General features: G+C 58.1%; 22 protein-coding genes. 6 read left to right on the forward strand and 16 right to left on the reverse strand.

Going from position 1 to position 23692, the window contains the following annotated elements:
* The first annotated feature begins 146 nt into the window (after positions 1-146).
* A complete protein-coding gene (locus tag Q0915_RS02285; RefSeq protein ID WP_299472853.1) occupies positions 147-848 on the forward strand; it encodes a TetR/AcrR family transcriptional regulator in 702 nt (233 codons plus the stop codon).
* Between the two features lie 67 nt (positions 849-915).
* Complete coding sequence (locus Q0915_RS02290) at positions 916-1257, forward strand: tRNA-binding protein (RefSeq protein WP_299472854.1); 342 nt, start codon at positions 916-918, stop codon at positions 1255-1257.
* A gap of 14 nt (positions 1258-1271) precedes the next feature.
* Here the strand turns inward: Q0915_RS02290 and Q0915_RS02295 are convergent, their stop codons facing one another.
* The 3 genes from Q0915_RS02295 to Q0915_RS02305 all read right to left on the reverse strand — a co-directional run bounded on the left by Q0915_RS02295 (position 1272) and on the right by Q0915_RS02305 (position 3965).
* Positions 1272-2576, reverse strand: coding sequence for an ATP-binding protein (locus Q0915_RS02295; RefSeq protein ID WP_299474653.1), 1305 nt, complete (start codon positions 2574-2576; stop codon positions 1272-1274).
* Between the two features lie 101 nt (positions 2577-2677).
* Positions 2678-3376 (reverse strand): response regulator transcription factor, encoded by a 699-nt coding sequence (locus tag Q0915_RS02300; RefSeq protein WP_299472856.1) that lies wholly within the window; start codon positions 3374-3376, stop codon positions 2678-2680.
* A gap of 34 nt (positions 3377-3410) precedes the next feature.
* A complete protein-coding gene (locus tag Q0915_RS02305) occupies positions 3411-3965 on the reverse strand; it encodes a MarR family winged helix-turn-helix transcriptional regulator (protein ID WP_299472858.1) in 555 nt (184 codons plus the stop codon).
* 244 nt (positions 3966-4209) lie between these two features.
* Here Q0915_RS02305 and Q0915_RS02310 point away from each other — a divergent pair, with 244 nt between their 5' ends.
* The gene (locus Q0915_RS02310) at positions 4210-5112 is read left to right on the forward strand and encodes a branched-chain amino acid aminotransferase (protein WP_299472860.1); all 903 of its coding nucleotides are present in this window, start codon (positions 4210-4212) and stop codon (positions 5110-5112) included.
* A 63-nt stretch (positions 5113-5175) separates the two neighbouring features.
* On the opposite strand, the gene Q0915_RS02315 is transcribed toward Q0915_RS02310, so the two are convergent.
* The 11 genes from Q0915_RS02315 to Q0915_RS02365 all read right to left on the reverse strand — a co-directional run bounded on the left by Q0915_RS02315 (position 5176) and on the right by Q0915_RS02365 (position 16395).
* Positions 5176-6480 (reverse strand): multidrug effflux MFS transporter, encoded by a 1305-nt coding sequence (locus tag Q0915_RS02315; protein WP_366525218.1) that lies wholly within the window; start codon positions 6478-6480, stop codon positions 5176-5178.
* 110 nt (positions 6481-6590) lie between these two features.
* The gene (locus Q0915_RS02320; protein WP_299472861.1) at positions 6591-7052 is read right to left on the reverse strand and encodes a molybdenum cofactor biosynthesis protein MoaE; all 462 of its coding nucleotides are present in this window, start codon (positions 7050-7052) and stop codon (positions 6591-6593) included.
* Positions 7053-7054: 2 nt separating this feature from the next.
* Positions 7055-7306: a molybdopterin converting factor subunit 1 gene (moaD, locus tag Q0915_RS02325; protein ID WP_299472863.1), complete on the reverse strand. Its 252-nt coding sequence runs from the start codon at positions 7304-7306 to the stop codon at positions 7055-7057.
* A gap of 46 nt (positions 7307-7352) precedes the next feature.
* Positions 7353-7925 (reverse strand): CDP-diacylglycerol--glycerol-3-phosphate 3-phosphatidyltransferase, encoded by a 573-nt coding sequence (gene pgsA / locus Q0915_RS02330; RefSeq protein WP_299472865.1) that lies wholly within the window; start codon positions 7923-7925, stop codon positions 7353-7355.
* A gap of 127 nt (positions 7926-8052) precedes the next feature.
* A complete protein-coding gene (locus Q0915_RS02335) occupies positions 8053-8346 on the reverse strand; it encodes an HlyU family transcriptional regulator (protein WP_299472867.1) in 294 nt (97 codons plus the stop codon).
* 76 nt (positions 8347-8422) lie between these two features.
* Positions 8423-10183: a TRAP transporter fused permease subunit gene (locus tag Q0915_RS02340; protein WP_299472869.1), complete on the reverse strand. Its 1761-nt coding sequence runs from the start codon at positions 10181-10183 to the stop codon at positions 8423-8425.
* Between the two features lie 131 nt (positions 10184-10314).
* Positions 10315-11271 carry a TAXI family TRAP transporter solute-binding subunit gene (locus tag Q0915_RS02345; protein ID WP_299472871.1) on the reverse strand — a complete coding sequence of 319 codons (957 nt, stop codon included), beginning with the start codon at positions 11269-11271 and terminating at the stop codon, positions 10315-10317.
* Between the two features lie 175 nt (positions 11272-11446).
* Positions 11447-12025 (reverse strand): thymidine kinase, encoded by a 579-nt coding sequence (locus Q0915_RS02350; protein ID WP_299472873.1) that lies wholly within the window; start codon positions 12023-12025, stop codon positions 11447-11449.
* 94 nt (positions 12026-12119) lie between these two features.
* Positions 12120-13229 carry an endonuclease/exonuclease/phosphatase family protein gene (locus tag Q0915_RS02355; protein ID WP_299472876.1) on the reverse strand — a complete coding sequence of 370 codons (1110 nt, stop codon included), beginning with the start codon at positions 13227-13229 and terminating at the stop codon, positions 12120-12122.
* Between the two features lie 90 nt (positions 13230-13319).
* A complete protein-coding gene (gene uvrC / locus Q0915_RS02360; protein WP_299472878.1) occupies positions 13320-15302 on the reverse strand; it encodes an excinuclease ABC subunit UvrC in 1983 nt (660 codons plus the stop codon).
* Between the two features lie 79 nt (positions 15303-15381).
* Positions 15382-16395 (reverse strand): calcium/sodium antiporter, encoded by a 1014-nt coding sequence (locus Q0915_RS02365; protein ID WP_299472880.1) that lies wholly within the window; start codon positions 16393-16395, stop codon positions 15382-15384.
* A gap of 347 nt (positions 16396-16742) precedes the next feature.
* On the opposite strand from Q0915_RS02365, the gene Q0915_RS02370 reads away from it, so the two are divergent.
* From Q0915_RS02370 to Q0915_RS02380, 3 genes are all read left to right on the forward strand, one after another.
* Positions 16743-17411 carry an outer membrane protein gene (locus tag Q0915_RS02370; protein WP_299472882.1) on the forward strand — a complete coding sequence of 223 codons (669 nt, stop codon included), beginning with the start codon at positions 16743-16745 and terminating at the stop codon, positions 17409-17411.
* 181 nt (positions 17412-17592) lie between these two features.
* Positions 17593-19095: an HlyD family efflux transporter periplasmic adaptor subunit gene (locus Q0915_RS02375; protein WP_299472884.1), complete on the forward strand. Its 1503-nt coding sequence runs from the start codon at positions 17593-17595 to the stop codon at positions 19093-19095.
* Positions 19096-19127: 32 nt separating this feature from the next.
* Positions 19128-22322 carry an efflux RND transporter permease subunit gene (locus Q0915_RS02380; RefSeq protein WP_299472885.1) on the forward strand — a complete coding sequence of 1065 codons (3195 nt, stop codon included), beginning with the start codon at positions 19128-19130 and terminating at the stop codon, positions 22320-22322.
* A gap of 77 nt (positions 22323-22399) precedes the next feature.
* Here the strand turns inward: Q0915_RS02380 and Q0915_RS02385 are convergent, their stop codons facing one another.
* Together Q0915_RS02385 and Q0915_RS02390 are read right to left on the reverse strand one after the other, a co-directional pair.
* Positions 22400-23050 carry a glutathione S-transferase N-terminal domain-containing protein gene (locus tag Q0915_RS02385; protein WP_299472886.1) on the reverse strand — a complete coding sequence of 217 codons (651 nt, stop codon included), beginning with the start codon at positions 23048-23050 and terminating at the stop codon, positions 22400-22402.
* Between the two features lie 59 nt (positions 23051-23109).
* Complete coding sequence (locus Q0915_RS02390) at positions 23110-23691, reverse strand: ribonuclease T (protein ID WP_299472887.1); 582 nt, start codon at positions 23689-23691, stop codon at positions 23110-23112.
* Position 23692: the final 1 nt, after the last annotated feature.

Raw genomic sequence — 23692 nt, forward strand, 5'->3', positions numbered from 1 at the left:
CAGCATAAAACAGACGGTGCGCACAGGATCGGGAGCCGCACTGTCCGATTTGCACGAAATTTCAGGAACTGCGGCGCTGCGCCACCCTTTTCGCCTGCGTCCAGGTCTCCTATCTTTGAGTTGAAAGAGCCAACGGAGACCATTCCATGACGACGGCAAAAACGAAGCAGAAAATCCTGCAGACATTCCTGAGCCTTCTGGCTGAGCATTCCTATGACGACGTCTCCCTGCCGCTCATTGCTGAAACGGCCAAGGTGAAATTGTCCGACATGCGCGGTGCCTACGCTAGCAAGCTGGAGCTTGTAGCCGCGTTTGCGAAGATGATCGATACCAAGGTCCTGGATGAACGCGATGAGGATATGGGCGATCAACCGCCCCGGGACCGTCTGTTCGATATTCTGATGTCGCGCATTGATGCGCTTGCCGAACATAAGGATGCGATTCAAGCCCTGCATAAGGCGGCTCGGCGAGACCCGGCGCTTGCGCTGGATTTCAACCGGATTGAAGTGCGGTCTCAGAATTGGATGCTGATCGCTGCCGGCATCGAAGTTTCGGGCATGAAAGGCGGTGTCGTCGCACAAGGCCTCGCCATTGCGTTTTCCCGGGTTGTCGGTACATGGCTCGACGAGGCGGACGAGGGCATGCCACGGACAATGGCGAAACTGGACAAGGAATTGGATAACGGATCTTCGTTCATGAAGCGTCTCGACGGCATAGGAAGCGTTGCGAAGGGTGTGCGGTCGTTCCTGAAGAAAGCGTCGAAAGGCCGCCGCAGACGAAACCGCCAGACCGAAGACGATTTCGATCACGACGGCGATTTTGGCGGCGAAGAGCCGGCAGGCGCCTGAACCGCGTTCGGGCTTGCACCAATAACCGACAGCGTACATGTTCGCTCCTGAAACAAAAGGGTGCTTCATGAGCGACGAAATTAGTTTTGATGATTTTCTGAAAGTGGATGTCAGGGTGGGACGGATCGTGGAAGCGGAAGAGTTTCCCGAAGCCCGCAAACCCGCCTACAAGATGCGGATCGATTTTGGTCCTGACATAGGCATTAGGAAGACGTCGGCACAAATCACCAAGCACTACAAACCGGAGAGCCTCGTTGGCAAGCTCGTGATGGCCGTCGTCAATTTTCCACCACGGCAGATCGGTCCGGTCAGGTCTGAAGTGCTGACGCTTGGTGTTCCGGACGAGGACGGTGAAGTTGTGCTTTTAACGCCCGACAAAGACGTTCCCATCGGCGGCCGGCTTTACTGACGGAATTCTGAGCGTCAGGCGGGTACCCTGAGCCGGGCACGCAATCCTCCCAAAGGGCTGTCTTCAAGGTAAAGATCGCCACCATGGGCGCGGGCCACATCGCGCGCGATTGCAAGCCCGAGACCGCTGCCGGTTTCATCCTGATTGCGCGCAATGTCGAGACGGTGGAAGGCGCGGAACGCGAGTTCGCGCTCATCTTCGGGAATACCCGGACCGTCGTCGTCAACCATGATCGTCAGCCAGCCGCGCTCAATGGTGCCGGACACCTCGACGCGATTACCGTACTTGCAGCCATTGGTCACAAGGTTCGAGAGACACCGTTTCATTGACAACCGCTTGACCTGTGCCTCCGAAACGCCGTCGAAGCGGGTGGTGACCATAAGGCCGGATATCTCGGCTTCTTCTTCGAGTTCTTCCAGAAGCAGGCTGATATCGGTTGTTTTGGTTTCTTCATCCGCATCACCGCTGGCGAATGCGAGGTAGTCCTCCAGCATGTGGCTCATTTCATCGACGTCCTTGCGCATCGCTTCGCTTTCGGGCGTTTCCTCCAGGAAGGCGATCTGTAACTTCAGGCGTGTCAGAATGGTCCTCAGGTCATGGCTGACACCTGCCAGCATCGTTGTGCGTTGTTCGATCTGGCGCTCGATGCGCCTGCGCATATCGATGAAGGCGAGACTTGCGCGCCGCACCTCGCGCGCGCCGCTGGCACGGAAATTTTCAACCGACCGACCTTTCCCGAACGCTTCCGCCGCATCGGCAAGCCGCACAATGGGCCTGATCTGGTTCCTGAGAAACAGGAGCGCTATGATCAGAAGAACCACCGAGGTGGAGAACATCCAGACAAGAAAGATATGGGAGTTGGAGGCATAGGTCTGACTGCGCCGCGTGAATATGCGCAGGATGGAGTCCTTCAGCTGGATGCGGATTTCCACGAAACGGGAGCGTCCAACCGTATCAATCCAGAAGGGCTTGCCGATCTTTCGGCTGATCGCGAGGCTGAGTTCCTGGTCGATCACATCGAAAAACGGTTTTGGCGCCGGTGGCGGCAGAGGCTCAAGCGGCAGAATTGTTGTCGACATGCCAAGTGCGCTCGATGCAAGCTGCTCGATCTTTGCGTGGTCGGGATCCTGCGGATAATTTTCAAGAACGTAGACGATCGCGGCGATCTCGCGCACAACCGCCTCGGACATGCGCCTTGAGACGAGCTGGTAGTGGCGTTCCATGAACACGAAAACCAGCACGGACTGTAGGATGACGATCGGAGCGATGATTATGAGAAAGGTTCTGGTGTAAAGACCCTTCGGCATGATGCGGTACATGAACCGCGAAACCGACCGGTATCCGCGCAAAAACGGTAAGAACAGCGACGAGCGCGAAAGTTTCCGGAACAGGATTTCAGTATTCGCCATAAGCCGCCGCTTCAATCACACGCCAACCGGTAGCCGATGCCCCGAACTGTCTGCAGATAGATCGGATTGCCGGGATCGGTTTCAATCTTTCTTCGGAGCCGGTTGATCTGGACATCGACGGTGCGTTCGCCGAGCCCGCTTTCGCCGCCGACGATCTTATGCCTCGGAACCGTTGCTCCTGGCTGTTCTGCAAAAATGGAAAGGATCTGCTTTTCCCTGTCCGTCAGGCGCACGAGGCTGTCGCCGTTCTTGAGCTCGCCTCTGGAGCTGTTGAACGAGAACGGCCCGAATCTGATCTCCTCGGTGACGATCGCCGGCTGGCTGTTTCCACGCCGGAGAATGGCGGCCATACGCAGCATCAGTTCGCGTGGCTCGAACGGTTTGGGAAGGTAGTCGTCGACACCGGCTTCCAGGCCGGCAATGCGGTCGGTCGCTTCCGACCTGGCGGTCAGCATCAGGATCGGAACCTCGGAGTCCTCGCGCAGCGACTTGGCGAGTTCGAGACCAGTTTCTCCCGGCATCATCACGTCGAGGATGATCAGGTCGAATTCCAAACCGGACAGGCACCTGCGCGCATCTAACGAATTGGCAGCGGTGGACACCCGATAGCCGTTTTCCTTCAAAAGCCTTGAAAGAAGGTCCCTGATCCGCTTGTCGTCATCTACAAGTAGGATGTGATTGGCGTTGTCGTCGGGCACCTGAACTTTCATGTGGACAGCTGTTTCCTGGTTCGTTCGGCGTGGATCAGTCCTTCAGAGGAAATGGGCTTCTGACAAGTTTCAGTATGTCCACGCGGGCTTCGGGATCGATCATTTGCAGCAGAAATTGCCGCACGATGTCCTCGCTGCCATCTGGCAATCCAATTAGGGCGCGTTCAAGGCGCTTTTGCTGCAAGTGTGCCAGGTTTTCCGCAAGAGTGTGACCACGGTCGGTCGTATAGAGCAGACGCTGACGCCGGTCGTTCATTCCCTCGCGCTGCTCAATGATGCCGGCGTCGACAAGCTGTTTCAAAACCCGCCCAAGGCTTTGTTTCGTGATGCGCAAAATGCCGAGCAGGTCCGTGACCATGATGCCGGGATTGCGCTCCACAAAATGAAGAACCCGGTGGTGCGCCCGCCCGAACTCGAATTTCGCGAGTACTTCATCAGGGTCGCCGGTGAAATCCTTGTAGGCAAAAAACAAGAGCTCAATAAGATCGTAGGGCACGGGTCCCTCGTCGTTTCGGGCTTGGCCGCCTTGCGCAATATCGCTGTCCCGAGGAACGGGTGAAATTGCAGGTTTGAAATTTACGTCAGTCATATTGACTTAATTCTGGTCGATTGTTACTTGTCAGCAGCCGCGCACGAAATGATCGGTCTCAATGATGCATTATTAAGCATCGGATGATAAACGAATCCATTCAACGCTGCTGTGGTCATCAGGATACCGGTAGTTGGCTTGCTGTGCAAAAGATACAGCAGCGAAACAGGCGCAAGTCTTTGGCGTTATTCGCGTCTGTTGCAAGAATTCAATAATCGCTCAAAGAGCGGGCGGGAGACGGAACATGGCAGGAGTGCCTTTTGATCAGCTTAGCGGTGACATCTGGTATGACGGCGAATTCGTGCCTTGGTCGGATGCGAAACTTCATATTCTGAGCCACGGGCTGCATTACGGCAGCAGCGTGTTTGAAGGTGAGCGCGCCTATGGCGGGCGGATTTTCAAGTCTGAAGAGCACACCGAACGGCTGCTTGAATCCGCTCGCACACTTGGATTTGAAATTCCGTGGACTGCGGAACAGATCAATGCCGCCAAGGACGAGACGCTGGCGCGCATGAAGCTGACCGATGCCTATATCCGTCCGGTCGCGTGGCGCGGCAGCGAAATGATGGGCATTTCGGCTCAACACAATACCATTCATCTGGCCATCGCCGCCTGGGAATGGCCGAGTTACTTCAAACCCGAAGAACGGCTCAAGGGTATCCGTCTGGATATGGCCGAATATCGCCGGCCGGATCCGAAAACCGCGCCATTCAAGGCCAAGGCCGCCGGGCTGTACATGATCTGCACCATTTCCAAGCACACGGCGGAATCCAAAGGCTACACGGATGCGCTGATGCTCGATTGGCGTGGGCAGGTGGCGGAATGCACCGGCGCCAACATATTCTTCGTCAAGGACGGTCAGATCCATACGCCGACACCGGATTGTTTCCTGGACGGGATTACACGCCGCACAGTCATCGGTCTGGCAAGGGATCGCGGGATCGAGGTCATTGAGCGGGTGATCATGCCGGAAGAACTTGGCGGGTTCGAGCAGTGCTTTGTCACGGGAACCGCAGCCGAAGTGACGCCGGTGTCCGAAATCGCAGGCACCAATTTCAAGGTCGGCGACATCATCGAAACCCTCATGAAGGATTATGATGCCGCGGTCCGTCCGGAAGCGCCTGCATTGAAAGCAGCCGCCGGCTGATTAGCGGTCAAGCGTACTACAAGAAGCGAGGCGGGCCTGTGCCCGCCTTTTTCGTGTCCGGATTTAGTGCCCGGACGCCGGGCCCTCGTGCAGGGCATGGAACATGCGCCCGCGTTCTGCAAAAAGAACGCAGCCGATGGCGGCAAGGCCGTAGAGCGCAAAGGCAAGTCCCAGCGGCTCCGTGGTGCCGTCGAAAAACTGTCCCATCAAATGTCCCAGCAGAGCGCCGCCCAGAGTGGTGATGAACCCGATCACAGATGCTGCGGTTCCGGCGATCTTTCCCAGTGGTTCCATCGCCATGGCGTTGAAATTCGCACCGACGAAGCCGAAACACATCATGACGATCGTCGTCAGAATGAAGAAGGACGCCAGGCTTTCGTGGCCCAGAGCGGAGACGGCGAAGATCGCGAAACCGAACAGCGTGTAGACCAGGAGAGCGGCGTGCGACAGGCGCCGCATACCCATCGCTTCCACCAGCTGTGCGTTGGTGAAAGAGGAGACTGCCATCGCAATTGCAATAGATGCAAAGAAAACGGGAAACAGGTTTCCAAGACCGAATATGTCCACAAAGATCTGCTGCGACATGGCAAGAAACGCAAAAAGCCCGGCAAAGACGAACGCGGTGGCCATCGCGTAGCCGACACACACACGGGTCGTCAGGGCGGTTCCATAAGCGTCGGAAATTTCTGAAATCTGGATTGGACGGCGCCGTTCGGGCGTCAGCGTCTCGGGCATGCGCAGCATCGACCAGACCATGACCGCCACTCCGGAAAACAGCAAAAACGCAAAGATCCAGTGCCAGCCGGCGACGAGGAGAACGACCTGGCCGACGGAAGGGGCAATCACCGGTACTGCCATGAAGACCATCATGACCAGCGACATAACCTTGCCCATACTCCGGCCGGTGTAGCAGTCGCGAACAACGGACAACGCCGCGACACGAGCCCCGGCGCAGCCAACTCCTTGAAGAACACGCGCGATCAGCAGCGTTTCCAGATCTGTCGCAAAGATGGCGCCTATGCTCGCAAGGCTGTAGAGCACCAGGCCGCCAATGAGTACCTTGCGCCGGCCAAATGCATCAGTTAGCGGCCCAAAGAACAATTGCGCACCGCCAAATCCGGCCAGATACGATGTCAGTATCAGCTGGCGATTGTTTTCCTCGATGATGTTCAGCGCATCGCCGATCGCGGGCAGCGCCGGAAGCATGACGTCGATCGCCATTGCGTTGAGCGCCATGATCATTGCGATGATGGCAACAAATTCGGCAAATGGGATGCCTGGTTCCCGCAGGACCTCGTCGCCTGCGCGGAACGGGCCGGCAGGCGAGTCGGCTATGTCAGCATCGGAAGAATCGATGTCGTGTTTCACGGGACCGGGACCAGTTCATTGATGTGAGCCACCGATGAGCCGCGGCGGGGAAAGGGAAATACGGCACGGCAACCGGGGAAGGAGACGCTCAGTCTATGCGCTCGACAGGCTCAGGTCCAGCGTGCCGCGTCCTTGTCGTCTCCGGCCTTGGCTTCCACCCATGCGCCTGTTCCGCCTTCGACAAGGTGTTCTTTTTTCCAGAACGGTGCGCGTGTCTTCAGGTAGTCCATGAGAAAGTCGGCGGCTTCGAATGCGGCCCGGCGATGGGAAGAGGCTGCAACAACAAGCACAATGTTGTCGCCAGGCGGGATTTTTCCGTATCGGTGAATGACGGTGAGCCCGGTAAGCGGCCAACGTTCGATCGCCTCTCCGGCAATGCGCGACAACTCCGCTTCCGCCATGCCCGGATAATGTTCCAGCTCCAATGCAGTAAGCGTGCCCGCTTCGTCACGGCACAGGCCGGTGAAGCTCACCAGCGCGCCAACATCGCGGCGGCCCGACGTCAATCGGTGGGACTCCGCCTGAACGTCGAAGTCCTCCAGTTGTACCTTGACCTTCGCTACTACCGGCATTTTCAGCCGCCTGTCATTGGAGGAAAGAAGGCTGCTTCGCGTGCGTCACCAATTTCCTCATCCGTTTCAACATGCACCTGATCAAGCGCAACTCTTATTGCGTCTTCTTCTTCAAATGCAGCGGCATGATAGTCGTCGATCCCCTTCAGATGCGTGATCAGATCGGCAACGGTCTTTACGTTGCCCGGAAGATCGATGGTTTCTTCTTCAACACCAACCCGTTCACGGACCCAGGCAAAATAGCGAATATTCATGATACCTCTCGATAACGCGGCTGCACGGGCACCCGACCCCGCGCGTTTATTCGGTGATGAGATGACCTATCCCGGCGCGGAAGTAATCATAGCCTGTATATAGAGTAAGTATCGCCGCAAGCCAAAGCGCGACCAATCCGGTCAAGGTCGTGTATTCAAAGACGGTGTCGCCCGCCGGACCGGCAAGCAGAAAGGCAATCGCGACGAGTTGAACCGTCGTCTTCCATTTTGCCAGCTTGGTCACCGGGACGCTGACCTGAAGCTCGGCCAGGAACTCTCGCAGTCCCGACACCAGGATCTCGCGGCACAGGATAATGATGGCTGCAACCAGGGACCATCCGCCGATGGTGCCTACAGCCGCCAGCATGAGCAGGCTTACGGACACGAGCAATTTGTCGGCGATCGGATCGAGCATGCGGCCGAGTGCGGATTGCTGCTGCCACGCACGCGCCAGATAGCCGTCGAAAAAGTCGGTGATCGCCGCAATGATGAACAGACCCAGCGCGATCCAGCGCGGCGTATTGCCTTCGAAATAGAAGCAGACCGCAACAGCGGGCACTGCCAAAATTCGCGCGTACGTGAGGAGGTTGGGCAGGCTCAGAGCAACGTTTCGTTTCATATTGGCTTTCAGATTTCAGCGTTGCGCACAATTACGCCAGACGCACTGGAAGCCCGGCAGGCAGGCCGTCCCAAGTCCCATAGTGTGTCGCACGCATTCCCCGACTAGCATTCGGGCGCTGCTTGTCTCAATCGAATATTGCATCGCCTTGCTGATCAATCATCATTTTGGCCTTGCGGATCATCTCGTTGGCCGCCTCGGCTTCGCCCGGCATGACGTCGGCGCGGATGAACCGGTGAACCTTGGTCTCTTCGCCGATCTGCTTTTCGATCCGGCCCGCGACCTGCCACTGCCCACCCGACGACAGCGGTTCGGCGATAATCTGATAGCCCTCGTGCTCGACCGCTGTGGTCTTCGACGCGGCCTTTGCCTGTCCATCCGCGGAACCGCCGAAGAGGGACTTGAACATCTTGCCGAGCATGACGCTCACTCCTTGCCTGTTTTCTTCCTTTTACGGGGCGCCGAGGAGGGCTTCAAGGGGGGCAGGAGAAATCGGTTCAGCTTAACGCCAGGCGCCAGAAGATGACCGCAAGGCCAATCGAACCGGTAAGCAGACGCGTTGCCGGGTTCTTGAAACCGATGATTGCGTAGGAGACAAGGCCCAGACCGAGCCCGGTTTGCAGCGCTGCGATGACAGCACTGATTGGAGCGTTTTCCAGCATGATCAATTGGGGATTGGCGATCATGGCGAGCGGAATGATGTAGAGACCGATCCCCAGAGCCATGGCGGTAACGGCGACTTTCAGCCAGTTTTCGTTGATCATGCCCGCCGCAATGAACACTGCACCGCATACCGGCGGTGTGATCGTCGACAACAGCGCAAACCAGAAAACGAAGAGGTGCGCCTGCAGGGGCTCCAGTCCCAGTTGAATGAGCGCCGGACCGGCGACTGACACGCAAATGACGTAGGCGGCAGTCGTGGGGACTTCCATTCCCAGGACGAGGCAGGCGAGGGCGGTAAGAAAAAGTGACGGCCACAGCAGCCCCCCGGAACCTGACAAAATCAGCGATGTGATCTTGACGCCGAGCCCGGTGATCGACAGGACGCCGATGATGATGGAGGCGCAAACGATAATCGCGGCAATGATCGAGACCTGCCGCGCAGCCGTGAGGAGCGCTCGCTCGATGCGCGACAGCGCTTCCGGCAAAGTGCAAATGCCCCTTGCGTTGAAGAACAGCAGCAGGAAACCGGCAAGAATGGCCATGGATGCCGAATATTGCGGCGTGAACTTTATCCAGAACATTCCGATCAGCAGAACCGTGAAAGGTACCAAGAAGAAGCACGAGGTTATCAGGACGTCCCGGCCCGTTGGCCGGTCCTTTTCATCGATCCCGGCAAGATCGTGATGAGCTGCATAGGCATTGACACCGATCCAGACGGCTAGAAAGTACAGGATCGCGGGCAGAACCGCGGCAGCCATGATGGAGGTGTACGGAACACCTGTCAGTTCCACCATCACGAAGGCACCGGCGCCCATGAGCGGCGGCATGATCTGGCCACCTGACGAGGCGACGGCCTCGACAGCGGCGGCAAGGCGCTTGGGATAGCCGAGCCGGGTCATGGCGGGAAGCGTGATGGCGCCCGTTGAGGCCACGTTGGCGGAAGCCGATCCGGATATGGAACCGAAAAGCGCCGACGACAGGACGGAAACCTTGGCCGCTCCACCCTTCAGCCTGCCGGCAGCGGCTGACGCTATGTTCATGAAGCCCTGGCCTGCTTCGCCGGCATTGAGGACGGCACCGAAAATCACAAAAATGGCGACCACATTGACCGAGACACCCGTCAAACTGCCCCAGATGCCGCCCTCGGCGATCGTGAGCGTGCCGAGGAAGCTCGCAAGCGGTGTGCCCGAATGGCCGAACTCTCCGGGAATGTGCTGACCGAACAACCCATAGAGCAATGCCAGCAATGCGACGAGCGGCAACGGGACACCAATAGCGCGCCTGGCTGCTTCCAGAACAACAACAAGAAGTATCACTGCGATGACGAGTTGATAGGATCCTTCGAGGAAACCGTATTGGTCGGAGAGCTGATTGTGCGAAACCGCCACCCAAACGCAGGCGCTGACACCAAGAACCGTCAGGATGATGCCACTGGTGCGCGCGAGCATGCCTTGCTGTGCGGCAATCATGATCCAGGGAAGCGCGAGCGCAAGGTGCAGGGGCCGGCTGACGAGATTGGGCACAAGACCCGAGAAGATCAACGCGAGATGAAACGCCACAAGGCACAAGGCCGCTGTAATGATCAGGGGTCTCAAGACATCGTCCTTCGTGTGCGGAACGGGCGTATGAAATGGGGAGCCGCATCACCGCTGATGCGGTGATGCGTGATTTTGGGAAAAGTCGGGATCGCCGCGTGTACGGCGACCGGCAAGTTTCGAAAGCCAGATTACTGCTGCTCGGGTGTCAGCTCGTAACCCGCTTCCTGGTAATAGCGGATTGCGCCAGGATGGATCTTACCCGTGATGTTGCTCATGAGGCCCTTGTCGACACCATTCCACCAGGGTGCTGCGTCGCCCATTGCAGCTTTCTGTTCCCAATAGGTTTTGGTGAGTTCATAGGCCGCGTCGTCGCTCATTGCGGTGGTCGTAAAGGCGACGACCGGAAGCGATGTTGTCACGATATCTTCCGTCTGACCGGCGTAAGTCCCGCCAGGAATGACAAGCCGCGTGCGTTTGGTCTCGGCGATCTGATCATCATTAAGTGAGATAACCTTCACGCCCGTTGAGGCAGCGGCCTCAATCACGTTGGGTGCCGGGAAAGATCCGGCTGTAACAAAACCGTCGATCTGTCCGTTCTTCAGTGCTGCGACCGCGTTGGAAAGCTCGACTTCCGCCAATTCAACCTTACCTTCCAGGCCAAACAGTTTGAGATATTTTTCACCCTCTCTTGCCCCGAACGAGCCCTTGCCCAACAAAATGGTCTTGCCTTCCATTCCGGCAAAATCGGTAACACCGCTATCTTCCGACATCACAAAGTGCATCGTCAGCGAAGGGATCGGGAAAAGTGCTCTGATTTCATTGAATTTGGGGTCGGACTTTCCCTCGAACATCGCCTTGCCGCCCTGGGCGAGCTTGACCAGCACCGGCGGTGTCGTGAAAACATAGTCGCCGCCACGAGCTCTTGCTTCCATGACGTTTTGAACGGAGCCCTGGCTTTCTTCCACGGTGACGATGATGTCACCATCGGATCCGGCCTTCATGGCCTCTGCGATCTGAACCGCCATCTGATAGTAGGACGATGTCGATTTGGCGGATTTGTAGGTGATGCGGGTTTCCGCTGCCGCGAGACCGGAACTGAGCCCGGCTGCTACCGCGAGGGCTAGTGTAAGGACAGTTCTTTTCATCATTTCCTCCCTAAGATTTTGTTTGTCCGTCGACCTTTCGGCCATCCGGTATTTCGAAACTTGCCGCACAGGAACGGCGCGGCTTGAGAATCTTTGTAGGCGGCAGTGGGAGCCGCATCAAGGGAAGACTGGTTGCGGGATCAGAAAGCTGTCGGGCGAAACAGCTGCAGCCATGTCAGGCGAGCTCGCGGCGGCTCCAGTGTTTGCGGCACAGGGATACGTAGGTTTCGTTGCCGCCGATGACGACCTGATCACCTTCTTCCAGAATACGCCCGTTGGCGTCGAGACGGGCGACCATGGTGGCCTTGCGGCCGCACCAGCAGATCGTCTTGATTTCTTTCAGGTTGTCGGCGACTGCAAGCAGAGTGGCACTGCCGGGAAAGAGCTTTCCCTGAAAGTCGGTTCGCAAGCCGAAGCACATCACCGGGATACGCAACTGGTCGGCGACGTTCGCCAGTTGCCAGGCCTGTTCCTCGGTGAGGAACTGGGCCTCGTCGACCAGTACCGCATCGACTGGTGTCTGTTCGTGCGCGGATTTTATGTGATCGAAGACATTGTCTTCAGCGGTGAAGATATCGGCATCGGCGGCCAACCCGATCCGGGATGCGATCCGGCCCTTGCCGCCCCTATCGTCGAACGCGGCGATGAGCAAAAGCGCATTCATTCCACGTTCCTGGTAGTTATAGGCCGCCTGCAAAAGCACAGTCGACTTGCCGGCATTCATTGAGGAGTAGTTGAAATAGAGTTTGGCCATTCTGACAGTCGAAGAATCGGTGTTTGATTGCGAGCAGTTTTTCGAATAGCAGCGCCGGGCTCAAACACTTTTGAAGCTAAGTCACAGGCAATACTCAATTCCCTGTCTGAACAGGCAGCTGAAGATCGACGATCAGAGGCAAATGATCCGAACCTATGTCCGACCCAGTCCTGACATCGAGGATCCTGATGTCATCGGAAACCGCAAACTGATCAACGGGGGAACCGAGGATCCAGTGGAGACGGTAGTCGAAGAAAAAGCGCGTCGTCCTCGGCCATCCACCGGGATATGCTGTTTTGAGATCGTTTTCTGCAAGCGTTCGCTGGAAGCGCGCCGACCACGGAGCACTGTTCCAGTCGCCGATCACCAGCAGCGGATCGTTGCCGCCGTTCTTCAAATTTTGAATGATCCCATCCGCTTCATCGAAGTACCGTCTTTTGTTGAGCCAGCGGACGTGATTCCGGGGGCTGTCAGGGTGGACCGCAAGAAGATTGAGTGGTTTGGCACCGGTGTCCAGCTGAACCTGCAGCAGTTCCCGGTCCGGGTCGTGAATAACGCTTGCAGTATCGTGGAGTTCGCCTGGGACGATTGTCGAACGCTCCATTTTTACGGGGAACCTCGAATAGACGACGAGGCTCTCGGAAGCTCCGACTTCGACGTGATCCGGGTAACCGTCTTCGCCGAGCCCCCCGACCGGGCGCCCCAACCGCTCCCATCGGCGCACCTGCAGTCCCCACAGGGCTTCCTGGATCACGATAATGTCGGGCTGCTCCTTTTCGAGAAAGCTGGTCAACCGTCTGTCGCCAAGAAACATACGTTCGATATTGATCGAAGCGACCTTGATCGTTTTGGCGCCGGTTACAGGCGTCCCGATCGCCGCCGTGTTCTCCAGCGTCCGGGCGGCCGTCAGACCGGCAAGCGAAAGAAAGGCTAACAGTGCGAAGAACCAGGATCTCCTGTAGATCAGGCGCAGCCTGTGCGGCATCAGAAGACCGAGCGCTCCGGCAAGGCAGCCAAGTAGACCTGCGACAAGGAACTGCCGCAAAAAGAAGCTCATGTTGTCGGTGAACCAAAAGTCCGGCGCAATGAAAGCCGAGATGCCGAGAGCGCAGAACACCAAAGCACCCAGCGATCCGCACCAGCACACAAGCGAGGCAAGCGTTGGAAAAAGTTGCCGGATTGGACGGGTGACAAAAGCGAACATGCAACAATTCAGGTAAGAGCTAGTGCACCTGCCATAGCATAGATTTTCCAAGCCGTGTGGAGCTGAAACCGATCTTGTCCGCCACGCGCGCTATTCATGAAAATGATCGTAAACCAGTTTCGCGATGGCTTCCGAGATCCCGGGGACCGCTGCCAGATCTTCAACGCCTGCCTTGGAAACGGCTTTTGCGGTTCCGAAGTGGCGTAGGAGCGCCTTTTTGCGTGTCGGACCGACCCCCGCGATTTCGTCCAGCGGGTTCTTGACGATGTCTTTCTTGCGCCGCGCCCTGTGGCTGCCGATTGCGAATCTGTGGGCCTCGTCGCGCAGACGCTGAACGAAATAAAGCACCGGATCGCGCTCCGGCAGCATGAAGGACTGCCTTCCGGGGATAAAGAACTTCTCACGTCCCGCATCCCGGTCAGGACCCTTCGCGATTCCAACCAGCGGCACATCGGTTATGCCGAGTGTTTCAAGCGTTTCTCTTGCTGCTGTGAGTTGGCCCTGTCCGCCGTCGATCAGAACGAGATCCGGCCAGGCAGGCATGTCGGAAGATACGGCCGTGGACGTATCTTCGTCTGCACTGACTTCTGCATCCGCCTGCTCTTCGGCAACCGCCCCGGGTTTTACGTCGCGTGCATTTTCTTTCAAAAGGCGCGAGAAGCGCCGCGACAGTACTTCGCGCATCATGCCGTAGTCGTCGCCGGGGACGAGATCTTCCGACTTGATGTTGAACTTGCGGTATTGGCCCTTTGCGAAGCCCTCAATTCCCGCAACGATCATGCCTCCTACAGCATTGGTGCCCATGATGTGGGAGTTGTCGTAGACCTCGATACGGCGTGGCACCGCAGGCAAATCGAAGGCCTCTCCGACGCCTTTCAAGAGGCGGGCCTGGCTTGAGGTTTCGGCAAGACGGCGTCCGAGCGCTTCCCGCGCATTGGTCAGCGCGTGTTCGACCAGCTCTTTCTTTTCCCCGCGCTTCGGTACGCTTACGTCAACCTTGCGGCCGGTCCGCTCGCTCAGCGCTTCGGACAAAAGATCCTGTTCCGCCAGAGGATGCGTCAACAGGATCTGTTTCGGGGCGGGTTTGTCGTCATAAAACTGCGCAAGGAAACTTTCCAGAACTTCCGCCTCGTCCAGCGACTTGTCGGCTTTCGGAAAGTAAGCGCGGTTGCCCCAGTTCTGGCCGGTCCGGAAAAAGAAGACCTGGACACAGGTCTGACCGCCCTCCTGGTGTACGGCAAATACGTCGGCTTCTTGCACGGATTGAGGGTTGATGCCCTGATGGGCCTGCACGTGCGACAAGGCCGACAATCTGTCCCGGTAAATGGCGGCGCGCTCAAACTCCATGTCGGCTGATGCGGCCTCCATCTGCTGCGCAAGCTGTTTCTTGATCAGCTGGCTGCGTCCCGACAGGAAGGCCTTGGCTTCGGATACGAGGCCGCCATAATCCTTCGGATCGATTTCACCGGTGCACGGGCCCGCGCATCTCTTGATCTGATACTGGAGGCAGGGCCGCGTGCGATTTTCATAGTAGCTGTCCGAACAGGTCCGGATCAGAAAGGCCTTCTGGAGAGCGTTGATCGTCCTGTCGACGGCACCTGCCGAGGCGAACGGACCGAAATATTCCCCTTTGCGTTTCCGCGCGCCGCGGTGCTTTACAATTGCCGGGGACTCGTGATCGCCGGTCACGAGTATGTACGGAAACGACTTGTCGTCTCTGAGCAGAACGTTGAAACGCGGTCGGAGGCGCTTGATCAGATTGGCTTCGAGCAGCAGCGCTTCCGGCTCTGTCTTCGTGACGACAAACTCCATTGCTGCCGTCGCCAGGATCATGCGCATGATCCGGTTCGATTGGCCCTGGAGCCGGGTGTAGCTCGTGACCCGTTTCTTCAGGCTTCTGGCCTTGCCGACATAAAGGACCTCGCCGTTTTCATCCAACATCCGGTAAACGCCCGGGCCGTTGGGCAAACGCTTGACTTCGTTGGCGATAACGTCGACGCCCTTCGGCGCGGGCGTGGTTGTTTCCGCGCCGACGTCTTCAGCTGCTTTTCGGGAATCGGAGGGTTCCTGCATGACAGGTATTTAAGCGCAATTGCCTGTTTGGGGAAGGGGCTCTCAAGAAGGCCTTCGTGGCATCGCGTTCAAGGAGCCGTCAGCTGACATTCCCGAGCAGGTAGACTGTGGAAATATAGAGACAATAGGCTGCGGTCATTGCCAGTCCCGAGATCTTGCCGAGGCAGATCCGGCAGGCTGCAAGGATTGTCAGAAGGATCGCGCACGCGAGCATCACCCAGATGTCGAGTTTCAGGACCTCGGGCGGAACGTCAATCGGCACGACGACGGCCGTGATTCCGATAATCGCGAGCAGGTTGAAGATATTTGAACCGATGACGTTGCCGATGGCGACCGCGCCGTGCTGGCGGATTGCGGCCATAACCGTCGTCGCAAGTTCCGGGAGTGAGGTGCCGAGGGCAATGACGGTGAGGCCGATGACGGCTTCGCTTACACCCCAATGGGAGGCGATATCGGTTGCGCCGGTAATGGTGAAATGCGCGCCAAGCGGGAGCCCGACCAGGCCGAGTGCAATATAGACAAGCGCGATCCAGACGGAATCGGGAACGTCCTCGACATCGTCCAGTGTATCGTCGGTGTCGATTTCCGCGTCGGCGACCGCGGCACCTGCGGCCGATGCGGTAATTGCTTTTTGCGCATTGCGGTGGCGGCGTGCGGTGATCGTGGACGCGCCAAGAAAAATGGCAAGCAGCACCAGCAGCACCAGTCCGGCGTAGAGACCGATCGGCGTGAAGAAGCAAAGTCCGATGAATACAAAGGTGACGGCGACCATGAACACCGCGTTGCGTGTTGCACCGTCTTCCCCGCAGGGCGTAGCCGCAATCAGCGCCGGCAGGCCGAGAACCAGAAGAACGTTGGCAATGTTGGAACCGATGACATTACCGATCGCAATCCCGCCTGCATCTTCCAGGGCGGCCTTGAGCGAAATCACAAGCTCTGGCGCGGAAGTGCCGAATGCCACGATCGTGAGCCCGATCACCAGATTGGGAATTCCAAGCCGCTGCGCAACCCCAACAGAGCCCCTGACCAAGACATCGCCGGCAATAATCAGCACAACCAATCCGCCCGCGAGGCTAATATAGTCAAACAGCATCTATGAGTTCCGGTTCGGGTTTTTTGCGGTTTGCACGCACGAAGTTCGGGGGGAGCACGCAAATCAGTTGGGCGCCTTATACGCAATAGATTGGTACGGTGCTACCCGGGGACAAGCATCTTTGTTCGAAGGTTATTGCAAAATGCGATTCCCTTAACGGCAGGTTCACCTTGACAGAAAGTTGCCCCGTTTCGTCACCAAAACACCCAGATCTGACGCCTGATCCGCCACAAACGCTCCCCATATGTCCTAAACGGGGGAGTGAGGACGCGACTTAACCGTCGGTCCCGGCTGACCAAATACCTTGGCCAGCTCAGAATGAATATTGTGGATCTGGAGTATCATTCATGAAACGTCTTATGCTTGCGGGCCTCGCAGTGACTGCCGCAACAGCAGGTGCCGCTCCGGTACTGGCTGCGGATTTGCCCCAGTCGCCGGCGCCGGCCTTCGAAGCCGTTCCGGCTCAGCAACAGAGCATCGACTGGACCGGTCTTTATGTCGGTGGCAACCTCGGTTGGGCATTCGGCAACTTTGACAATCGTGCCGGAGGCACCAATCTCGACACGGACGCCAATGGTGTCGCAGGCGGTCTTTATACCGGCTATAACTTTCAGGTGACACCGAATGTTGTTCTCGGTGCGGAGGCGGACTTCACGCTGTCCGACCTGGAAGACACCAAGTCTGCCGGCGGGCAGACAATCACGTCCAAATCGGACTGGAACTCCAACATCCGGGCACGGATCGGTTACAGCTTCGACCGGTATCTGGTTTACGGTGCCGGCGGTCTTGCTCTGGCAGACCTTGAGGTTTCCGGAAACGGCGATTCCGACAGCAAGACCGCGGTCGGCTGGACGCTCGGCGTTGGCGGCGAGGCACTTGTCACCAACAATGTCACCGCGCGTCTCGACTATGCCTATCAGGATTTCGGAGACCAGGACTTCAATCTGAATGGAACTGGTGTGACGTCCGATTTCAGCAATCAACTTGTCCGCTTCGGTGTCGGCTACAAGTTCTGACGTTTCACACGCGGCATTTCAAAAGACCGGTCCCGAGAGGGGCCGGTTTTTTGTTACATGTGGATACAAGCTTTTCTGAAAATTGCCGCACATCCATGGTAAAACATGATGTTAGCGCTACATGCGGTGTCAAAAGCGGGCGCATTGGCATAGTTGCGCGACAATGTGATTGGAGAGGTGAATGCGGTTTTTGATGCGCGGACTGGTCGGTCTGGCATTGATGGCAATCATGATCGGTTTCGCCGGTTTCGGCGCCTACAGGTTTTACGGCGCGATGTCAGTGGAAGAAACCGCACGCCAGCGGCCTGCGCGCGAACGCAGCTATACAGTCAATGTTGCCGAGCTGATACCGCAATCGATTGCGCCGGTGACAACGGCATACGGGCAGGTTGAAAGCTGGCGAACCCTGCAGCTCAGGGCAAGTTCGGAAGGCCGGCTCGTCGACGTTGCAAGCAAATTCCGGGACGGTGCAGCTGTTGCCGAAGGCGAGCTTCTCCTTCGGATCGATCCGGCGAATGCTGAGTTCCAGTATCTCGATGCAGAAGCGGCGCTGGCGGATGCGGAAGCGCAGAAAACCGAGGCAGAAGAAGCCGTCGTTGTTGCGGAACAGGAGCTGGTGGCGGCTCAACGCCAGTTGAGCCTGCGCCGTCAGGCGCTTGAGCGTCAACTGCAACTGAAAGACAAGGGCTACTCCACAGCGGTGCAGGTCGAGGGCGAAGAGCTTGCAGTCGCTTCACTCGAACAGGCCCTAAACAACCGGCTGCAATCCGTGATCACCGCGCGCAAACGCATTGAGCGGATGGATCTCAGTGTTCAGCGCGCCCAGCTTGCGCTTGAAGATGCCGAACGCGTTCTGGATGAGACGACACTCACTGCCCCGTTTTATGGTTATCTGGCCGAAGTTGACGCTACGCTCGGGCGCCGCGTCAGCCCTTCGGAAACGCTCGCCCTTCTCATCGATCCGTCGGCGCTGGAGGTGAAGTTCGCGCTGTCTACAGCCGAGTTTTCAAGACTGCTGGATGCGAGTGGCAAGCTGATAAAGGCACCCGTTGCCGTTACGCTTCAGCTCGGTGGACGTTCCGTGGAAGTTCCGGGCCGCATCGACCGGGCTGCTGCGATCGTGAGCGAGGGGGAGGCCGGAAGAACGCTATTCGCGACGCTCGAGATTGAAACCGGAACGGTTCTGCGTCCAGGAGATTTTGTCAGGGTTGACGTGGAAGAACCGGAACTGTCCGAGATCGCGGTCGTCCCCGCAGCCGCGGTGACTGAAAACGGACGTCTTCTGATCGTTGCCGAAGGCGACCGCATTGACGAAATCACGGCACGTGTCCTCAGGCGTGTGGGCAATGATGTTTTGCTTGCCGATGTTCCCTTCGGCACTGACTACATCAGGGAGCGACTGCCGCAGCTCGGCAAGGGATTGAAGATCACGCCGCGCCGGAGCGATGGCGCCGGTGAAGAAGAGGCAGCGCCGCAGACCGCGCGTGCTCCTGACGCGGTTGCAGGACCCGCAAGCGATCTTGTTGCCCTTGAGCCCGAGCGGCGCGCGGCACTTATCGAACAGCTGAACAGTTCCAATATGCCTGAAAACCGTAAAGCCCGACTTCTGGCGCTTTTGAACGAGCCGATGGTGCCGAAGGAACTGATCGAAAGGCTTGAACAGCGGCAGGGCCGCAAGGGCTAACCGACGCGCTACCTGGCAACTGGAGTGAAAGAATGCGCTCTCCCGGCGGACCCAAGTTTGCCTCTTTCCTCGACTACATGGTGCGCCATCGGACGGCTGCCAACCTCCTCCTTGCCTTGATGCTGCTGGCGGGCATTGCAGCGAGTACGCAGATCCGAACGCAGTTTTTTCCAGACTTTGTCCGCGAAGAAGTGGATGTTGACGTTTCGTGGCCGGGCGCTGGGCCTGATGATCTCGATCGATCCGTTGTCGAAATTCTCGGGCCTCAACTGCTGGCGACCAATGGTGTCGATGAGGCGACGTCCGTTTCGCGCGAGGGCAAGGCGTCCATCAATCTCGAATTCGAAGACGGCTGGGATATGGGTCAGGCCACCGACGAGGTGAAGGCCGCTGTTGACCAGGCGCGCTCGAGCCTGCCGGACGGAATTGAAGAACCTGTCGTCAGCCGGGGCATTTACCGGGACCGGGTCACCGACGTCGTCATCTATGGTCCCGTCGATATCGATCAACTTGCAAGATTTGCAGAAGACCTGCAAACCGTTCTGTTTCGCGATGGTGTGACTCGCGTCTCGATCCAGGGTCTCGCGAACCCGATCATCCGGATCAATATCGGCGAAAGCATGCTTGTGCGCCACGATCTGACGCTGAGCGAGGTTGCCGACGTTGTTTCCGCCGAGATGGAGACGACCCCCGCTGGCGACGTCAGCGGAAGCGGCGCCCGGCTTCGGACAGGTCAGACCCGGCGGTCCGAACAGGAGCTTGGCGAAATCGTTCTGAAAGCTCCAAGCCAGGGTGAGAAGCTTCAGCTGCGTTCCGTCGCCGACATCGTCACCGAAGGCGTGGAGAGCGGCAGAGCCTATTACCACAAGGGCATGCCTGCCGTTGTCCTGAGGGTCGACCGCAGCGCTCAGGGCGACACGATATCCATTCAAAGAGACGTTGAGCGCATAACGGCGGAATTTCAGAGGACGCTGCCCGACGGTGTCGTCGTGCAACTGACCCGGACGCGGTCTCAGAACATTATCGACCGGATGAATATCCTGATCGAGAACGGGCTCTTTGGGCTAAGTCTGGTGCTTGCGTTCCTGTTCCTGTTCTTGTCGGCGCGCACTGCCTTCTGGGTCGCCGCGGGAATTCCCGTTGCCATGATGGCCACCATCGGTCTCATGTATGCCTTCGGGTTGACCCTCAACATGGTGTCGGTCTTTGCCCTGATCATCTGCCTCGGCATTGTCGTCGATGACGCGATAGTGGTTGGAGAACACGCGGACTTCCTGCACCGGCGCGGTTACCCTCCAGCCGAAGCGGCAAGCCTTGCGGCGCGTCGGATGACGGCGCCGGTTTTCAGCGCGTCGATCACAACCCTGATCGCCTTCGTCGGACTGATCGCCATCGGAGGGCGCTTCGGTACGCTGATTGCGGACATTCCGTTCACCGTGGCGGTCGTTCTCATCGCAAGTCTCGTGGAATCGTTCCTGATCCTGCCCGCACACATGAACCACGCCCTGTCGGCCAGTAAGAAGCCGCGCTGGTACGATATGCCCAACAGGGTCTTCAATCGAGGCTTTGTCTGGTTCCGGGAAACGGTCTTCCGGCGCTTCATCCAGTGGCTCCTGACGGTTCGCTATCCGGCCGTCGGGTTCGGTTTCATGGTCCTGCTGCTTTCGCTGACACTGTTTGTTGACGGCAGCGTCCGCTGGCGTTTTTTCAATGCGCCGGAGCGCTCGGTCGTTTCCGCCAGCATTGCCATGATGCCCGGTGCCGAAAGGGATGACACAAAGGCGATGATCGCGGAAATGGAACGCGCCCTCGACGTCGTCAATGCGCGTTACGGTGAGCAATACGGCGAGGAGCCCGTCCAGTTCGCATTGTCAACGGTTGGAGGCACGGCGGGTCGGGGCCTCAGCGGTGCAGACAGCAAGGATGTCGATCAGCTTGGCGGGATTTCCATCGAATTGATCGATCCGGATCTCAGACCCTATTCCGCCTTCCAGTTCATCGGCGAATGGCGCAAGGAGATCAACCGGCCACCGCTCCTGGAGACACTGGCTCTGCGGGGAGAGCGATCAGGCCCTGGCGGTGATGCGATTGACGTAAGGCTCTATGGGACTTCGACGGAAAACCTCAAGGCAGCCGCCGAAAGCCTGAAGCAGGCGCTTGCGCCGCTCGAAGGTGTCAGCGCCCTGGAAGACACGCTCGCCTACGACAAGCCGGAACTCAGCCTCACCCTGACGCCCAAAGGCGAAGCACTCGGCTTCACCACCGATGATATCGCGCGGATCCTGCGTAATCGTCTTGAGGGCATCGAGGTGGCCGAATTTCCGGTCGGGCGGCGGACGGCAAAAGTGAAAGTGCTCATGCCGGATGAAGAGACGGATTCTTCGTTCCTCTACACGACGCGTATTCGAACCGATGCCGGTACCTATGTTTCGCTCAGTGAGATTGTGCAGGTCGACAGCAGCTACGGCTTTGCATCCGTCAGGCGCAGCGACGGATTGCGCACCTTGCAGGTCAGTGGAGATGTATCGGAAGACAATCCGGAAGCAGCTGTCCGCGTCATGACGCTCCTGCAAGACGAACTGCTTCCTCAGCTTGCCGCTGAATTTGACGTTGAAAGTGAATTGGGCGGACTGGCGGAACAAGAAAAGTCCTTCCTTTCCGACGCCATGATCGGATTCGCGCTGTGCCTTGCTGGCATTTACCTCACGCTATGCTGGATATTTGAATCCTGGACCCGCCCGCTGATGATCATGATCATCATCCCGTTCGGCGCGATCGGGATGCTGTGGGGGCACTATTTTCACGGCGTTCCCCTGTCGATGTTCTCCGTTGTCGGCTTTATCGGAATGTCGGGGATCATCATCAATGACAGCATCGTTCTGGTCACGACCATTGACGAATATGCCCGCAACCATCCGTTCCGGCAGGCTCTCATCAACGGTGTCTGCGATCGATTGCGTGCGGTGATCCTGACGACGGCGACCACGGTTTTCGGCCTGGCCCCGCTGCTGTTTGAAACCAGCCGTCAGGCGCAGTTCCTGAAACCGACCGTCATTACCCTGTCGTATGGATTGGGGGTCGGCCTGTTCCTGGTCATACTTCTGGTGCCGGCGTTGCTGGCGATCCAGCGGGATTTCGGTCAGTCTGTTCTGAGCGGACGCCGCCTGTTGAGGGCGCGCGGGCGCCGGCCCTTACCAGGTGGTCCCGCGCAGACACCAGACGCGTGATGAGCTTCAGCCGGCAAACGGCTACCCAAGGGTTCGCCTCGGCACGATCTCGCGGCAACAGCTCTGCTGTGTGTTGATTATTTCAGGTCAACAGCCGCGTCATCGGGAACCGGCGCTGCCGGTTGTTTCGTATCGGCAAAGGCCGGGACCGCAGCTTCGAACGCCTGCAGCCACGCCGCCAGCTTCGGGCAATTCTCGCGCCAGCCGTCGCCGAACCGCATGTCGAGATATCCGAGTGTACAGGCGAGCGTCAGCGAGGCGGCGTCGACATCGGCAGCCGAGCCCGGGGTAGCTGGCGTGTGCTGCTCGAAGTAAGCGAGACCTCGGGCTACCTTTTCACCCTGATAGGCATCCCACGCCGGGTCCCGGAAATTTGGCTGCTTGAAGCGCTTTTCATAAACGCGCAAAAGGGCCGCATCCATGATGCCGTCAGCGAGCGCCAGGTCGCGCAACACCGCAAACTTCGCTTCACCCTCGGGAAACAAATTGCTGCCGCCCGCCAGATGATCCAGGTATTCGAGAATGACGGCGCTGTCATAGAGGACGTCACCATTTTCCAGGACAAGCGCCGGGATCTTCCCGAGCGGATTTTGTCCGCGCAGGCTGTCGGCCGGGTCGGCCGTGTTGGCGTCCACAACTTCAATTCTGTCCTTGAGGCCGAGCATCGCCATGGCGATCTTGACTTTGCGCCCGAAGGGCGAGGGCGGAGACGAGCGAAGTTTCATCATGGTCATTCCTCCTGAATCAGAGACGACGTAGCCGGGTCGTAGAGATTATCCGCCGGGGGTCAGCGGGCTGGAGCCGGAATGGCCAGACTGCTGGCCTTGCAACCGGATCGGTCGACATTGCGACAAGCCCGGAACTGCAGATCCTTGGTAAGGCAGATGCGAATTTCGTCGAATTCGCCACTTGAGCAGGTAACCGCCATGGCGTCATCCTTCAGGCCGGGATTGGCCAGCCGAAAGGCCTTCTCCACGGTCTGCGGGGATGCTTTGCCACGCTTGTCCAATCTGGAGAAAGCTCCGGGGATCGTGATTTTTTCATATGCCTGGCGGGTCAGCTCAAAGTAGTCGTCCGGGGACAATCCCGAGCAGGTTCCATGCTTGCGCCACTGATGGAAAACCAATCCGTGACTGGGCATGATATCTTCCATATCCACCGCGATGCGTTTTTCTATGCGGCGCGGGCCGCTGCACGATTCAGGATAGCCGCGTTCATATTGCGGCCACAGCCCGTGTACAACGAACCTGAAGGGATCACGCACATCACATTGGTGCGGGTTCGCGCCGTCGCCTTCCTGTTTGCAGTAAGTTGGCGACCAAGACAACGAGAGGACGTAGAAATCGAACTCACCCGGTTGATCCGCCACA

The sequence above is a fragment of the uncultured Roseibium sp. genome (assembly GCF_947494555.1).
Classification (GTDB): domain Bacteria; phylum Pseudomonadota; class Alphaproteobacteria; order Rhizobiales; family Stappiaceae; genus Roseibium.

Coding starts and splice junctions, on each gene's coding strand:
- Q0915_RS02385 (WP_299472886.1), bottom strand. CDS start 23,050: ATGATGAAACTTCGCTCGTCTCCGCCCTCGCCCTTCGGGCGCAAAGTC.
- moaD (WP_299472863.1), bottom strand. CDS start 7,306: ATGAATATTCGCTATTTTGCCTGGGTCCGTGAACGGGTTGGTGTTGAA.
- Q0915_RS02380 (WP_299472885.1), top strand. CDS start 19,128: ATGCGCTCTCCCGGCGGACCCAAGTTTGCCTCTTTCCTCGACTACATG.
- Q0915_RS02285 (WP_299472853.1), top strand. CDS start 147: ATGACGACGGCAAAAACGAAGCAGAAAATCCTGCAGACATTCCTGAGC.
- Q0915_RS02335 (WP_299472867.1), bottom strand. CDS start 8,346: ATGCTCGGCAAGATGTTCAAGTCCCTCTTCGGCGGTTCCGCGGATGGA.
- Q0915_RS02305 (WP_299472858.1), bottom strand. CDS start 3,965: ATGACTGACGTAAATTTCAAACCTGCAATTTCACCCGTTCCTCGGGAC.
- Q0915_RS02355 (WP_299472876.1), bottom strand. CDS start 13,229: ATGTTCGCTTTTGTCACCCGTCCAATCCGGCAACTTTTTCCAACGCTT.
- Q0915_RS02300 (WP_299472856.1), bottom strand. CDS start 3,376: ATGAAAGTTCAGGTGCCCGACGACAACGCCAATCACATCCTACTTGTA.
- Q0915_RS02370 (WP_299472882.1), top strand. CDS start 16,743: ATGAAACGTCTTATGCTTGCGGGCCTCGCAGTGACTGCCGCAACAGCA.
- Q0915_RS02375 (WP_299472884.1), top strand. CDS start 17,593: ATGCGGTTTTTGATGCGCGGACTGGTCGGTCTGGCATTGATGGCAATC.
- Q0915_RS02310 (WP_299472860.1), top strand. CDS start 4,210: ATGGCAGGAGTGCCTTTTGATCAGCTTAGCGGTGACATCTGGTATGAC.
- pgsA (WP_299472865.1), bottom strand. CDS start 7,925: ATGAAACGAAACGTTGCTCTGAGCCTGCCCAACCTCCTCACGTACGCG.
- uvrC (WP_299472878.1), bottom strand. CDS start 15,302: ATGCAGGAACCCTCCGATTCCCGAAAAGCAGCTGAAGACGTCGGCGCG.
- Q0915_RS02290 (WP_299472854.1), top strand. CDS start 916: ATGAGCGACGAAATTAGTTTTGATGATTTTCTGAAAGTGGATGTCAGG.
- Q0915_RS02320 (WP_299472861.1), bottom strand. CDS start 7,052: ATGCCGGTAGTAGCGAAGGTCAAGGTACAACTGGAGGACTTCGACGTT.
- Q0915_RS02345 (WP_299472871.1), bottom strand. CDS start 11,271: ATGAAAAGAACTGTCCTTACACTAGCCCTCGCGGTAGCAGCCGGGCTC.
- Q0915_RS02365 (WP_299472880.1), bottom strand. CDS start 16,395: ATGCTGTTTGACTATATTAGCCTCGCGGGCGGATTGGTTGTGCTGATT.
- Q0915_RS02295 (WP_299474653.1), bottom strand. CDS start 2,576: ATGTACCGCATCATGCCGAAGGGTCTTTACACCAGAACCTTTCTCATA.
- Q0915_RS02350 (WP_299472873.1), bottom strand. CDS start 12,025: ATGGCCAAACTCTATTTCAACTACTCCTCAATGAATGCCGGCAAGTCG.